This window comes from Micromonospora sp. NPDC048170, assembly GCF_040652795.1.
Lineage (GTDB): Bacteria > Actinomycetota > Actinomycetes > Mycobacteriales > Micromonosporaceae > Micromonospora.
In genome coordinates this window covers 1-14,100 of record NZ_JBEZMR010000060.1, presented here as the reverse complement: position 1 = coordinate 14,100, position 14,100 = coordinate 1, and the positions used below count along the sequence as shown (strand labels likewise).

General features: G+C 70.2%; 9 protein-coding genes. 6 read left to right on the top strand and 3 right to left on the bottom strand.

The features are described from left to right. The first annotated feature begins 18 nt into the window (after window positions 1-18). The 3 genes from AB0D32_RS32435 to AB0D32_RS32425 are packed head-to-tail and all read left to right on the top strand — an operon-like array spanning window position 19 to window position 4,560. Window positions 19-2,187: an amino acid adenylation domain-containing protein gene (locus tag AB0D32_RS32435; protein ID WP_357098695.1), complete on the top strand. Its 2,169-nt coding sequence runs from the start codon at window positions 19-21 to the stop codon at window positions 2,185-2,187. Beyond that, window positions 2,184-3,542 carry a SidA/IucD/PvdA family monooxygenase gene (locus tag AB0D32_RS32430; protein WP_357098692.1) on the top strand — a complete coding sequence of 453 codons (1,359 nt, stop codon included), beginning with the start codon at window positions 2,184-2,186 and terminating at the stop codon, window positions 3,540-3,542. Before AB0D32_RS32435 ends, AB0D32_RS32430 begins: the two co-directional genes overlap by 4 nt. Window positions 3,543-3,564: 22 nt before the next feature. Continuing rightward, window positions 3,565-4,560: a BTAD domain-containing putative transcriptional regulator gene (locus AB0D32_RS32425; RefSeq protein ID WP_357098688.1), complete on the top strand. Its 996-nt coding sequence runs from the start codon at window positions 3,565-3,567 to the stop codon at window positions 4,558-4,560. A 55-nt stretch (window positions 4,561-4,615) separates the two neighbouring features. Here AB0D32_RS32425 and AB0D32_RS32420 read toward each other — a convergent pair whose 3' ends face one another. Next, complete coding sequence (locus AB0D32_RS32420) at window positions 4,616-5,878, bottom strand: cytochrome P450 (RefSeq protein ID WP_357098685.1); 1,263 nt, start codon at window positions 5,876-5,878, stop codon at window positions 4,616-4,618. Between the two features lie 339 nt (window positions 5,879-6,217). Here AB0D32_RS32420 and AB0D32_RS32415 point away from each other — a divergent pair, with 339 nt between their 5' ends. Continuing rightward, window positions 6,218-9,505, top strand: coding sequence for an amino acid adenylation domain-containing protein (locus AB0D32_RS32415; protein ID WP_357098682.1), 3,288 nt, complete (start codon window positions 6,218-6,220; stop codon window positions 9,503-9,505). Window positions 9,506-9,588: 83 nt separating this feature from the next. On the opposite strand, the gene AB0D32_RS32410 is transcribed toward AB0D32_RS32415, so the two are convergent. Beyond that, window positions 9,589-10,317, bottom strand: a complete 729-nt coding sequence (locus AB0D32_RS32410; RefSeq protein WP_357098679.1) for an FMN-binding negative transcriptional regulator — start codon at window positions 10,315-10,317, stop codon at window positions 9,589-9,591. A gap of 836 nt (window positions 10,318-11,153) precedes the next feature. Here AB0D32_RS32410 and AB0D32_RS32405 point away from each other — a divergent pair. Continuing rightward, the gene (locus tag AB0D32_RS32405) at window positions 11,154-11,849 is read left to right on the top strand and encodes an LmbU family transcriptional regulator (RefSeq protein WP_357098676.1); all 696 of its coding nucleotides are present in this window, start codon (window positions 11,154-11,156) and stop codon (window positions 11,847-11,849) included. 155 nt (window positions 11,850-12,004) lie between these two features. On the opposite strand, the gene AB0D32_RS32400 is transcribed toward AB0D32_RS32405, so the two are convergent. Beyond that, window positions 12,005-12,469 (bottom strand): SRPBCC family protein, encoded by a 465-nt coding sequence (locus AB0D32_RS32400; RefSeq protein WP_357098673.1) that lies wholly within the window; start codon window positions 12,467-12,469, stop codon window positions 12,005-12,007. Between the two features lie 397 nt (window positions 12,470-12,866). On the opposite strand from AB0D32_RS32400, the gene AB0D32_RS32395 reads away from it, so the two are divergent. Beyond that, complete coding sequence (locus AB0D32_RS32395; protein ID WP_357098670.1) at window positions 12,867-13,889, top strand: aldo/keto reductase; 1,023 nt, start codon at window positions 12,867-12,869, stop codon at window positions 13,887-13,889. Window positions 13,890-14,100 lie beyond the last annotated feature (211 nt).

Sequence of the window (14,100 nt, the reverse complement as noted above, 5' to 3'; positions counted from 1 at the left end):
TTGGGTCGGGTTCGGGATATGGCGTTGGATGCGTTTGCGAATCAGGATGTGCCGTTCGATCGATTGGTGGAGGAGTTGGCACCGACCCGCGACCTCAGCCGCAACCCACTCGTCCAGGTCTTCTTCCAGTTGTTCCAGACCGAGGACCGGCTGGTCCGTCTGGAGCTCGACGGCACCCGGGTCACCGCCGCCCCCGAGGAGTCGGTGACGACGCGGTTTGATGTGGAGTTGCATTGTGTGGGTGGTGTGGATGGGTGGGATTGTCAGCTGATTTATGCGCGGGATTTGTTTGATGAGGAGAGTATGCGTCGGTTTGCGGGGCATTATCGGCGGTTGTTGGAGTCGGTGGTTGTTGATCCGGGTCAGCGGTGTTCGCGGTTGGTGGTGGTGCCGGATGACGAGTTGGCGCGGGTGTTGGTGGAGTGGAATGCGACTGGTGTGGAGCGGTCTGGTGGGTGGACGGTGGTGCGGCGTTTCGAGGAGCAGGTGGCGAGGGCTGGGCAGGCGTTGGCGGTGGTCGGTGGTGGGCAGCGGTTGAGTTTTGCGGAGTTGGATGCGCGGGCTGCCCGGGTTGCGGGGTTGTTGTCGGCGCGTGGGGTGGGTGTCGAGCGGGTGGTGGGGGTGTGTCTGCCGCGTGGGGTGGATCTGGTGGTGGCGGTGTTGGCGGTGCTCAAGGCTGGTGGTGCGTATCTGCCGTTGGATCCGGGGCAGCCGGCGGAGCGGACGGCGTACATGGTGGCCGATGCGGGAGTCGGGTTGGTGCTGACCGACGCCGCTGGGGCGGGACGGTTGCCTGCCGGTGTGGAGACGATCGACGTCGGTGCCCTACCGGAAACCGATTCCGATGACCGACCGTTGCCGCCGTGTCCGGCCTCGCCCGACAATTTGGCCTACGTCATCTACACCTCGGGTTCCACCGGAAAACCCAAGGGCGTGGCGGTCACCGTCGGCTCGTTGCTGAATCTCGTCGACTGGCATGTCGACCGGTACCGGCTCGACAGCCGCGACGTGGTCAGCCAGGTCGCCAACCCCTCCTTCGACGCGGCGTGCTGGGAGATATGGAGCGCGTTGCTCTCGGGCGCGCAGATGGTGATCCCGGAGCCGGGTGTGGAGACCTCCGCCGAACTGTTGACCGAGCACTTCCAGCTCGCACGGACGACCGTGGCGTTCGTCCCCACCCCGATGGCGCAACTACTGCTGCGCAGCGGGCTCCCGGCCACCCGGCTGCGGTACCTGCTCACCGGTGGCGACACGTTGACCCTGCCGGGCCCGGCCCAGCCGGACTCCGGCGCGAAGGTCACCGTCTGCAACCACTACGGCCCCACCGAGAACACGGTGGTCGCCACCGCCTACCCGGTGGAGCCGGGGCAGGTGCGGCCACCGATCGGTCGTCCCCTGCCGAACGTGACCGCGTACCTGCTGGACGGGCAGGGCGCACCGGTCGGAGTGGGCATGCCCGGCGAGTTGTACCTCGGCGGTGCCGGAGTGGCCCGGGGGTACGTGGGCCGCGCCGACCTGACGGCCGAACGGTTCGTGCCCGACCCGTTCGGCACCGTCGCCGGGCAACGCCTCTACCGCACCGGGGACCTCGCCCGCTGGCGCCACGACGGCAACCTCGAGTTCCTCGGCCGCGCCGACCGCCAGATCAAGATCCGTGGGTACCGTGTCGAACCCGGCGAGATCGAAGCCGCCCTGCTGGCCAACAACCGCCTGCGTGAGGCGGCCGTCCGCGCCGTCGACGGCCCGATCCTCGCGGCCTACGTGGTGGCCAGGGGCATGCTGGCACCCTCGGCGGCGGAGATGCGGGCCGACCTGGCCGAGCGGGTCCCCGAGTACATGGTCCCGGCGGTCTTCGTGGTGCTGCCGGAGCTGCCGCGGCTGCCATCCGGAAAGATCGACATCGATCGGCTTCCCGTGGCGACACCCGAGAGCGACGGCTTCGTGGCGCCCCGCAACGAACTCGAAGCGGCGATCGCCGGGGTGTGGGCCCGCATCCTGCACCTGGACCAGATCAGTGTGACGGATGACTTCTTCGGGCTGGGCGGCCACTCCTTGCTCTCCACCCAGGTCGTCGCCGAACTGCGCCGCACGTTCGGGCTCGATCTGCCGCTGCGGGCGATATTCGACCACCGCACGGTGGCGGCGATGGCCACCCTGATCGAACGCCACCGGACGGAGAAGCCATGAACGCAGCTCCGGACACCGCGGCGGGGCCCGTCCTCGACGTCCTGGGGGTGGGCTTCGGACCGTCGAACCTGGCGCTCGCCATCGCCCTACGCAGCCACAACGACGCTGTCGCCGTGCGGGGCGAGAGCGGGCCGACGCCTCGGGACGGTCGACTGACCTTCGCCTTCGTCGAGAAGCAGCGACGCTTCGGGTGGCACCGCGGCATGCTGATCGACGGGGCGACGCTACAGGTCTCGTTCCTCAAGGACCTCGCGACGCTGCGGGACCCGGCCAGTCCGTTCACCTTCCTCAAGTACCTGCACGAGAAGGGGCGGCTGCCGAGCTTCATCAACCACAAGGCGCTGTTCCCCTCGCGTGTCGAGTTCAGCGACTACCTCGCCTGGGCGGCGGCGGCGTTCGACGACGTCGTCCAGTACGGCACCGAGGTCGTCGAGGTCCGTCCGGTGGTGGTCGACGGACGCGTCGCCCATCTGGAGGTGGTGGCCGAGTCGGCAGGTGGGACCACGGTGTTCCGCACCCGCAACCTGGTCCTCGCCTGTGGGCTGGTGCCCGCGACGCCGCCCGGCGCCGCCCTGTCGGACCGCGTCTGGCACAGCTCCGAGTTGCTGGACCGCGCTGACCGACTCGACGACGCCATGCCGCTGACCATGACCGTGGTCGGTGCCGGCCAGAGCGCCGCCGAGGTGACGGAGTACCTGCACCGACGGTTCCGGGCGGCGACGGTGCACTCGGTGTTCTCCCGCTTCGGATACAGCCCAGCCGACGACAGCCCGTTCGTCAACGGCATCTTCGACCCGGCCGCGGTGGACCTCTTCTTCCACTCGCCACCCTCGGTCAGGAAGATGCTGCTGGACTACCACGCGAACACCAACTACTCGGCCGTCGACGCCGACCTCATCGCCGAGTTGCACCGGCGCGTGTACGACGAGAGCGTGCGCGGACCGCGGCGCCTGCACATGGTGAACGCCTCCCGGGTCCAGGCCGTCGAACCCGACCCGGCGGGGCTGCGGGTCACCGTCGAGCACCTGCCGACCGGGGAGGTACGACGGCTCAGCTCGGACGTGCTCGTCTACGCCACCGGATACCGGCCGGCCGACCCGATCCCACTGCTCGGCGGCTTCGTCCAGTACTGCAAACTGGACGACAGGGGTGCCCTGTGCTTCGAGCGCGACTATCGTGTGGTCACGACCGGCGGCGTCGACTGCGCCGTCTACCTCCAGGGCGGCACCGAGGAGACGCACGGGATCTCCTCGTCGCTGCTGTCGAACAGCGCGGTCCGGGCCGGTGAGATCACCACGTCGATCGCCGCCGGATGCGGGGACAGGATCCCCGGCGCGCGGACTCTGATGCCGTGACCCGTACCGGGAGGACCGGTCCATGCCGAGCAACGACGTAACCTTCGGTCTGCTGGGTGCCCTGGAGGTACGGGCCGGCGGCCTGCCCCTCGACGTACGGGGCACTGTCATCAACCACCTGCTCGGCGCCCTGCTGCTCCACGCGAACGCCTGGGTGAGCCACAGTCGGCTGGCGTTCCTGACCTGGGGCGAGGCCGACGTGAGCCGCAACGCCCTGCACTGCGCGGTGGCGCGGTTGCGCCGCATCCTCGGCGAGGCCGGTGGCCGGGAGACCGGCATCGAGCACTCCGGGGCCGGGTACCGCATCACCATCGCCCCGGACCGGCTCGACGCGGCACGCTTCGCGGCACTGGCTCGCCGCGCGGACGAGGCCGACGACCCGGAAACCCGGTTCGAAGCGTTGCTGCACGCGCTGCGGACCTGGCGAGGGCCGGTCCTCGCGGAGTCCTCGGAATGGTTGCGGATGGACCCCGCCGTGCTCGCTTTGGAGCGCGACCGCCTGGAGCGCACCTACGAGCTGGGCGACGTGGCGCTGGGGCTGGACCGGGCGACCCTGGCGCTGCCGCTGGTCGAACACCTCGCCGCCCACCTGCCGTTCGACGAGCCGCTGCACGCCAGGTTGTTGACGCTGACGGCGGCCGTCGGCCGGCGGGCGGAAGCGCTGCGGGCCTACGGGCGCGTGCGTCGGCGACTCGCCGACGAACTGGGCGTGGACCCGTCCGACATGCTGCGCGAGGCGCACCTGGCGCTGCTGAACCCGCCGTCGAACACCTCTGCGCCGGCCGTGGGTGTGGCCGGCACTCCGGCCGGGCCGGTTCCGGCTCAGCCCTCCGCCGGGCATGCGCGCCGGCGGCGTACGAGCGGCCCACGCTCCGGCCGCCCGCCCCGGACCGTCCCCGCCGACCCGCGGTCCGAGACGCCGCTGGTGGGGGCCGGGGTGCTGGCCCTGTCCTTCAAGGACGCGGGAAGGTCGTTGCCGCTGGACCAGATCGCGGACGCGGTGCTCGGGCAGCGGTGACGGCGGGCGCCCCGCCGGCCCGCCAACCGGCGAGAATGCCGGTGCTGGCGGGCCGTTACGGCGTCCCGGGCGCGGGAAACGCGTGTGTCCGTGGACGCGGCGGCGCAGTTCGCTCCGCGTCGAAGCGCACCGCGATCTCGCGAGGGCTGCGCAGCTTCGGCCCCAGCACCCACGCCGTGTCCCCGGCCGGCCCGGCGAGCCGCAGCGAAGGCAGCCGGTCGAAGAGCATCCGCAAGCAGATCTCGCCCTCCAACCTGGCCAGGGGCGCGCCCACGCAGAGGTGTATCCCGTGCCCGAAGGCCAGGTGCGAGGGACGCCTGGCATCAGTGCGGAACCGCGCGGCATCGTCGAAACGGGCCGGATCGCGGTTGGCGGCGGCGAGCGAGACGATCACCATGTCGCCCTTGGCGATGCGTACGTCCCCGAGTTCCAGGTCGGTCAGGGCGTAGCGGCTGACGGAGGTCTGCACCGGTGCGTCGTAGCGCAACGACTCCTCCACGACGAGCCGCCAGTTCGTCTCCCGGGCACGGAGCCTGGCCAGGTGTGCCGGATCTTCGAGAAGTCGCAGCGCCGCGGCGGCGATCATCGGACCGGTACTCACCTGGCCGGCGCCGAGCAGCACGTAGAGCATGCCTTCGAGCTCGGCCTCGCTCCGTACCTCGCCGCGGTCGACGCCGTTGATCATGACTGTGGTGAGGTCGTCGCCGCGGTGCCGACGTTTGTAGGCGATGAGTTCCCGGACGTATTCCATCAACTCGTCCGTGGCCGGCGTCGGGCATCCTCGGCGTTGCTGTTCGTGGTATCCGGCGACGAGGAAACGGTCGATGCACCGGCTGACGGGCATCCGCCTCGACTCCGGGATGCCGAGGAACTCGTGCACCACCGCCCACGGGATCGGCCACGCGTACTCGGCGACCAGGTCGGCGGTGCCGCGTCCGGCGAACGCGTCGATGAGCGAGGCGCACACCTCGGTGATCCGGGGGCGCAACCGCGCGACGGCACCGCGGCTCAGGATGGGGCTCACCAGCTTGCGGAGCCGGGTGTGGTGCGGCGGGTCCTTGCCGAGCAGATCGCCCTCGTCCTCCTCCTCGTTCTCGGTGGCGGTCGCCGCGTTACGCCGCTCGTTGCTCAGCCGTGGATCGGCCAGGCACGCCCGTCCGTGCTCGTACGAGGTCACGAACCAGGCGGTGCCCTCGCCGTCCGGCCCGACCACCGGACCCACCGGCATGGTGGACCGCATCCAGTCGAAGTTCCGGTACGGGTCAGGATCGCCCCGGCCGTCACGGCTGACGAACTTCGGCAATTCCACATACGCCATGCTGGCCGCCTTCCATCCCGACGAGAGCAAGCGTTCCGCCGGCAATCCTGGCAACGGCGCCCGTCGGGGCACTGTCCTCGCGCTGTCCGGCTCGGCGGTGCGGGCTGTCCCGCCCGGACGCGCTGGCATGTCCGCGCGGCGGGCTGCCGACGGTGGAGTGAAAGCGCCGTGACATACCGGATCGCGAGAATCGCGGCAGTCGCTGGCCGCCGGGCGTGGGCGGGTGAGACGTCGGCACCGGCGGGGAGGTGCCAGCGACGGGCGGATGGCGGGGACTCCAGGGCCACGCGAACCGGCATCCACACCCGGAACGTCGGCAGGAACTTCGATCGGAGGGTCATGACCGATCCCACTCGTACCGAACATCGTCGCGCGCCGCTCTCCTACGCCCAGCGTCGGCTCTGGTTCATCGACCGCCTGCTTCCTGGGCGCACCGCGTACAACATCCCGTTCGGGTACCGGATCCGGGGTCGGCTCGACCGCGAGGCCCTGCGGCGTGCCGTGGACCATGTCGTCGACCGGCACGAGATCCTGCGTACCCGCATCGAGACGGTCGACGGCGAGCCGTACCAGGTGGTCGACACGGGCGGCGGCGAACTGCGGCTCGTCGACCTCCGCGACGAGGACGACCCGGAGGCATCGGCGCGGTGGCTGGCGGCCGCCGAGGTGGACGCGCCCTTCAGCCTCAGCACCGGGCCGCTGTTCCGGGTGGCGCTGCTCCGCCTCGCCGACGAGGACCACGTCCTGCTGTGCACCGCACACCACGCCGTGTTCGACGGCTGGTCCCTGGTGGTGCTCACCGAGGAGCTGACGGCGGCGTACCGGGCGTACTCGCGGGGGACCGTGCCGCCACCGGAGAAGCCACCGGTGCAGTACGCCGACTTCGCGCTGCGCCAGCAGGCCCAGATGGGCGAACGCGAGACGGCGGATCAGCTCGAGTACTGGCAACGCCACCTCGCGGACGCGCCGCTCACCCTGGAACTGCCGCCCGACCACCGCCGGCCCGCCGTGCCGTCCGCGGCGGCGGGGGAGTTCACGTTCCCCATCGCCGACGAGGTCGCACGCCGGGTGCGGACCCTGTGCGCCGAGAGCGGCGTGACCCCGTTCATGGTCACCCTGGCCGCCTACGGACTGCTGCTGTCGAAACTGGCGGGCGTGTCGGACCTGCTGGTGGGCTCGCCGGTGTACGGCCGGCTCGACCCGGATCTGCGCGGCGCCGTGGGCTTCTTCGTCAACACGCTGCCGTTCCGCATCGATCTCACCGGCGACCCGACGTTCACCGAGCTCGTCGAGCGGGTCCGGGACTCCGCACTCGAGGCGTACGCGCGCCAGGCCGTCCCGTTCGATCGGATCGTCGAGGACCTCGCTCCGCCCCGCGACCTGAGTCGCAACCCGGTGGTCCAGATCCTGTTCGGCCTGCTGAGCACCGGGACCGGCGTCGAGCGCGGCGAACTGGACCTGCCGGGTCTGGCGGTGGAGGAGTTCCGCAGCGGGAGCGTCACCACGCGTTTCGACGTCGAGTTGCACGTCTTCGAAACGGCGGGCGGCGGGCTGCTCGGGCGGGTCATCTTCGCCCGGGACCTCTTCGAACAGGCGACCATGGAGCAGTTCGCGCACCAGTACGCGGCGCTGGTCGCCACCGCCGTGGCGGCGCCGCAGACGCGGATCTCGGAACTGGCGCCCATCTCCGACGCGGAACAGGCGCTGTTGGCCGGCTGGGGCACCGGACCGACGGTTCCCGCACCGGCCGTCCAGACCGTCGCCGAGCACGTCGAGCGCCAGGTCGAGGCGTACCCGGACCGGGTGGCGGTCGTGTCCGGCGTCGAACGACTCACCTACCGGCAGCTCAACGCCGAGGCGAACAGGCTGGCCTGGTACCTGTGCGGGTCCGGGGTGGGACCCGAGACGGTGGTGGGCGTCTGTCTGCCGCGCGGCACCCGCGCGCTGATCGCCGTCCTGGCCGTCATCAAGGCCGGCGGTGCCTACGTCCCGCTGGACCCGTCGGATCCGTTGTCGCGGCTGAGGTTCCTGGTCCACGACTCGCGTGCCACGCTGGTGCTGGCCGACGCGGAGACGGCGGACCTGGTCACTGGCGGGCCGGTCGAGGCTGTCGGCGCTGGCGACGGCCCGGCGGCGGAGCCGGTCAGCGGCGTGGCGACCCCGGTGCTTCGTCTCGACGAGGGGTGCTGGCAGCGGATCGCGGAGCAGCCGGCGGACAACCCGCCGCGACGCGCCGGCGTGGACAACCTGTTGTACGTGGTCTACACCTCGGGCTCCACGGGACGCCCCAAGGGCATCATGATGACCCACCGCTCCAAGCTGAACATGATGAACTGGATCGTCCGGTGCTACCGAGGGCAACCGAAGGTGCTCCAGTTCTACTCCATGAGCCCGGACACGTACCTGTTGGAGGTCATGCTTGCCTGGTGGACCGGCGGCACACTGGTCGTCGTGCCGGAGGAGGCCCGGCGCGACATCCCGGCGCTGGCCCGGCTCATCGAGGCACACCGGATCACCACCACGGTGCTGCCGACCGTCGTCGCCGAACATCTCGCCCGGCACGCCGAGGAACATCCCGAGCAGTTCGCCTCGCTGCGGGACGTGGCCACCACGGGTGACCGGCAGCGTGTCGGCCCGTCGGCCCGACGGATGTTCGCCGCCCTTCCCGAGGCGGTGCTCGACAACCACTACGGACAGACGGAAGCCAACGTCGTCACGCTCAACCGGCTGGCCCATCCCACCGACGACTGGCCGGACCAGGCCCCGATGGGGCGCCCCATTGACAACCTCCGCGTGTACGTGCTGGACGCGGCGATGCGACCGGTGCCGATCGGAGCCTACGGCGAGGTCCACGTCGGCGGTGCCGGCCTCGCCCGTGGGTATCTGGGCCGACCCGACCTGACGGCGGCGGCGTTCGTCCCCGACCCGTTCGGCGGGAACCCGGGTGAACGGCTCTACCGCACCGGTGACCGGGGGCGGTGGCGGCCGGACGGGAGCCTGGAGTTCGCCGGCCGGATCGACTTCCAGGTCAAGATCCACGGATACCGCATCGAACCCGGCGAGATCGAGTCGTGCCTGGCGGCCCTGCCGACGGTCGAGGCGGCCGCCGTGGTCTGCGACACCTCGGAACACGAGGCGCCCCGACTGATCGGATACGTCACGCCCCGCCCGGGGCACGAGCTGACCCCTGAGGCGGTACGCGGCGCGCTCCGCGCCGACCTGCCCGACTACATGTTGCCGGCGCTGATCCTCGTGCTGGACGAGTTACCCCGTACCGCCTCCGGCAAGGTCGACCGCAAGCGGCTTCCGTTGCCCGACCCGGACACGGTCGACGGGTACGTCGCACCGGCAACCGGCACCGAGAAGGCCGTCGCCGATGTCTGGGGCGAGGTGCTCGACATCGCGAGGATCGGCCGGAGGGACAACTTCTTCGGCCTCGGGGGGCACTCGCTGCTGGTGACCCGCGTGGTGTACCGGCTGCGGGAGACGCTCGGGGTCGACCTGCCGCTGCGGTCGTTGTTCGAGGCGGCGACCGTCGCCGAGTTGGCACACGAGATCGACACGGTTCTCGCGGATGCGGGCCAGGAACCGCACCACACTCCGAGCGCCGCCGCCGCGGTCTCCTGAGCGGTGTGGCCCGCGACCTGGGCCACCCTACCGGGGACGGGACGCGGGCCACCGTCCCCGGTACGGCGCGGGGGTCGGGTCGGTCAGGGCTCGTCGCGCCCGGCGGCCCGTGCCATCAGGCGCACGAGCTCCCGGTGGTGACCGCAGCCGGTGGCCGCGGTATCGGCCGCGACCCGGTCGCGGACGTCCGGAGCCTGGTCCTGACTCAGCTTGAACATCGCATCGACCCGGTCCACCCGCAGTTCGAACGCGCCGACACCGGGCAGCAGGCGGTCGAAGTAGTCCAGCGACGACGTCATGTCCCAGCCAGCGCCGTGCCGCCCTTCGAGGGCCTCCACGGTGGACCGGATCACCGCGAGCGTCGGCTCGCCAGGCGGCAACGGCGACAGCCAGCCGTTCGCGTGAACCGCGGTGAAGTTCCATGTCGGAGCCGCCGGGGTGACGCCGTAGACGGTGGGGGAGACGTAGCGGTCGGGCCCGGTGTAGACCAGCAATGCCGGACAGCCGGTCCCGATCGCCGTCCACTGCGGGTTCACGCGGTTCATGTGCCCCACCAGAATCGAATGCGTGTCCGTCGGGACGGCGTCGTCATCGCTTTCCGGGGCGGGCCGCCTGATGGTCGGCACATGGCTGGCCAGGGGAACACCGTCGGTCGCGGTTATCAGCGTGGCCAGGGGATGAGAATCGATCAGCTCCCAGGTCCAGGACGGATCTTCCGCCTGGTATTGCGCCGGAACGTACATGTCATTCCCGTCGGTCAGGTGGCGACTTCGTCCGCCGATTTTCCTTTGCTGCTTCGGGTCCGCCGCCATGGCTGCGCCGCATTCTGTGGCACGCCGTTGTCGTGCGCCACCGTGCGGAGTCGCGAATGGCGTGGTCGCGATGTGGGCGGAATGCACCGCCGGTGCCAACGATCTCGTGGACGTGGAGACGCTGTCAAGCGCCCGGTGAGTTTATCGACGTCAAGTGTTTGGCGTCCGAAACGGGAGTGATTCCTATCTCTCTCTAATGTCTAACGGCTGTGATTGCGGGGCGGCTGCGTCCCGGTTGCGGTCGCGCGGCCGGCACCGCTGACGAGGTGAGGGGTCGCGAGGAGGCCCCCTGCCCTGCTGATACGCGTGGAGGAGCAGGGGTTCCCGCAGCCGTCGGACCTCTCCTCGGGGTGATGGTTGGCCGCGAGACGGGGTGGTGCAACTTCCACGCATCGCTCTCTGTCGATCTTGATATCCGGACCTGGAGGCGTTACGGTTGATGTTGCGGCACCGGTTAGGTGTTTGAGTTGAGGGTGTTTATGCCACGGGGGGCAACGCATGCGTCAGGGAGACGAATCATGGGTCGTGCGAGCCGCTCAATATGGAGTCCACCTTCGCTCGGTCGTGGTGTCGTGATGGCCGTTCCTGATGTCCAGTGTCGCGATTGCCCTCCAGTTCGGCGCTGATTTGCGGGCCTGGAAAGCTGATTCATGTAAGACTTTCCAATGGCCGTGGCGACTGATCTGCCCGGCCGGTTCGCGCGTGGATTCCGAGGGTTTTCCGTGAAGCCGGAGCGGATATTTCCGTGGGGTGGTTCATGCGCCATGTCAAATGAGCGATTATCGCGGCAGCGGTAGGCACGGATCAGAGTTCAGCACTCCGCGAAGGGGAACAGGGTGAAGCGTGTACCCAGACAGACGGCACTCAGTTCGCGGCATTCCGTCAGGCAACCCACGAGCCAACTTCTGGCCGAAGACGAGCAGCAGGAGACGTCGGCGCACGGCCACGGTCAGATCCTGACGACCCGGGTGGGCCTGCGGTTCCCGTCGGGGATCACGTTCGAGCAGTGGGCGGAGGCTGGGCCGAAGCTCTCCAGCCTGGTCGACTCGTTCGCCTGGTGCCTCGGCGACTGGTTGGTCTACGGGCAGGAGAAATACGAGGGCAGGTACGCCAAGACGGTCGAGATGATCGGCCTCGACTACCAGACGCTGCGTAACTACGCCTGGGTCGCACGCAAGTTCGAGTCCTCCAGGCGGCGGGAGAACCTGAGCTTCCAGCACCACGCCGAAGTGGCCTCCCTGCCCCCGGCCGAACAGGATGCGTGGCTGGACCGCGCCGAGGAGCGCGGATGGTCCCGCAACCAACTGCGTCGGCACGTCCAGGAGGCGCGCGGGCGGGGCGCGCCCAGCCAGCCCACCGGGTCGGCCCTGCCGCGGGTGCAGGTGGAGGAAGCCCGCCTGGAGTGCTGGCGGCTCGCCGCCGAGCAGGCGAGCATCGACCTCGCCTCGTGGATCGTGACGATGCTCGACCAGGCCGCCGAGCGGGCCCTGGGCACGGTCACCGCCACCAGCGACGGGGCCATGGCACGCTAGTCCGACCACGGCGGGGCGGGGCTGCCTGTCGAGCCCGCGTCGGCGGGACAGGTGGCCGGCTCGTCCTTGCTGGGCCGGTAGCCGATGTCCCGCCGGCGGGACATCGCCCCGGGCAGTTGGGGCCGCCGCAGCGGTGGAACATCGAATGCGGGCCCTCAACGGAGGCTCGCCACCACCTGTGCCAGCCGGTCCATGCTGCCGCGCGTTTCCTCCTCCATTCCGTACAGCACCGCGTCGTCCCGTTGCTTCACCGACTGGAAAATGCACACCGCCTCGTACCGGGTGCCGTCCTCGGCCTCCTCGAAGGTGATCGTCTCGAGCTGCACCTGACCGGGCATACCTTCGAACTGGAATGTCTGCACTATCCGCTCGGGTGCGGCGACGTCGTGGTAAACGCCACCAATCGCGAACTCCGTACCGTGACCGTCGCGGCTGACGTACCGATAGGTGCCGCCCGGCCTGACGTCCATCCGGTCCACGCTGTTCTCGAACCCGCTCGACCCCCACCAGCGGGCGAGCAGGTCCGGTTCCGTGCACGCCTTGAAGACCAGGTGGCGGGGGGCGTCGAAGAAACACCTGATCACAATGCTCTGTCGGTCTGGTTCGGCGATGAACTCCACGCCCTCACTCCTCGGCTCCGGATGGTCGATCGCGTTTCGCCCCGTCTTTCGACGCGAAACCCGGGGGACGCTTCCAGCCTGCCAACGGGGCCTGTCGCGACGGCTTCACGGCGCTGTCACATCCGCGGCCGAGCTGCCATTCCGGGATCGCCGGATGTTCCCATTCCCGCAATGGCCGGAGCGGCCAGGATTGCGTTCTCAGAAACAATGCGCGACGATTCGCGGTAGAGGTCCGGGGGCCGCCGGTGAAGCGTGGCGAGAATCGTCCTGGTCGCCCTGTCGGGCGGCGGCGCACGGGCCGGCCCGGTATTCCCCCGGCCCGGCACACCGGCCGGAGCGGTGACCGCTCCGCGCCCTCGCCTGCCCGCCGTTTCCGCCGACCCCCGGAGGACGCACCATGACAACGCTGCCATCGGTACGACTCGGTTCATCCCCGCTCACCGTCACCCGGCTCGGGCTCGGCACCTGGGCGCTCGGCGGAGACAACTGGGCCTTCGGTTGGGGGCCGCAGGACGCCTCGGAGACGATCGCCACCATCCGCCACTCGGTGGAACACGCCGGCCTGAACTGGCTCGACACGGCACCGATCTACGGCCAGGGGCGGGCGGAGGAACTGGTGGGTGAGGCGCTCGCGGTTTTCGCCGAGGACGCCCGCCCGTACGTGTTCACCAAGTGCGGCGTGGTGTGGGGTGGAGACGTCGAGCCGGGCACGGTCGCCGGCCGGCGCCAGAGCATCGAGCGTGAACTGGACGAGTCTCTCCGTCGGCTCCGGATCGACTGCATCGACCTGTACCAGATGCACTGGCCCGCCACGGACGGGACTCCGCTGGAGGAGTACTGGCAGACCCTCGCCGACCTGCGTCAGAAGGGCAAGATACGGGCGGCGGGCCTCTCGAACCACCGACTCGACGAGCTCCGGCGGGCCCACGCCGTCGCGCCGGTGGATTCGTTCCAGCCGCCGTTCTCCGCCCTCGCGCGAGAGGCCGCGGAGGAGATCGCCTGGTGCGCGTCGCACCAGGTGGGAGTCATCGCCTACGGCACGCTGGGTTCTGGGCTGCTGACCGGGGCGTTCACCCCCGAACGAGCCGCTGCCCTGCCGCCCAGCGACTGGCGATCGCGCGATCCCGGCTTCCGCGGCCGTGGACTGGAGAAGACGATGCGGCTGACCCGTACGCTCGCGGCAGTCGCCGCCGAGCACGGGGTCACCACCAGCGCCGTGGCCATCGCCTGGGTGCTGGAGTGTCGTGGCGTGACCGGCGCCATCGTCGGAGCGCGCCGGCCGGAGCAGATAGAGGACTGGCGGGCGGCGGCGACGGTGCGGTTGTCGACCACCGATCTTGACAGGATCGCGGCCGTGATCCGCGAGGAGGGCATCGGCTCCGGGCCGAGCCACCCGCGTGCGGAACCGCGGGCCGCCTGACCGGCTGCGTCATGTCGTCGGCGGTGACCTGGCCGCCCCGCCGAGACCGACGGCGCTGGTCAGCACGACCCCGCGCAACGGCCACTCCGTTCCGGCACGGTCGGCTTCTCGTCGATCGCCCCCGGCGGGCGGGGCGGGGGGGGTGGACGGCCGCGGGTGGGTGGGGGGGTTTGCCGGGGGGTAGGGAGTGTTGGTGGGCGTGGGTGGGGGT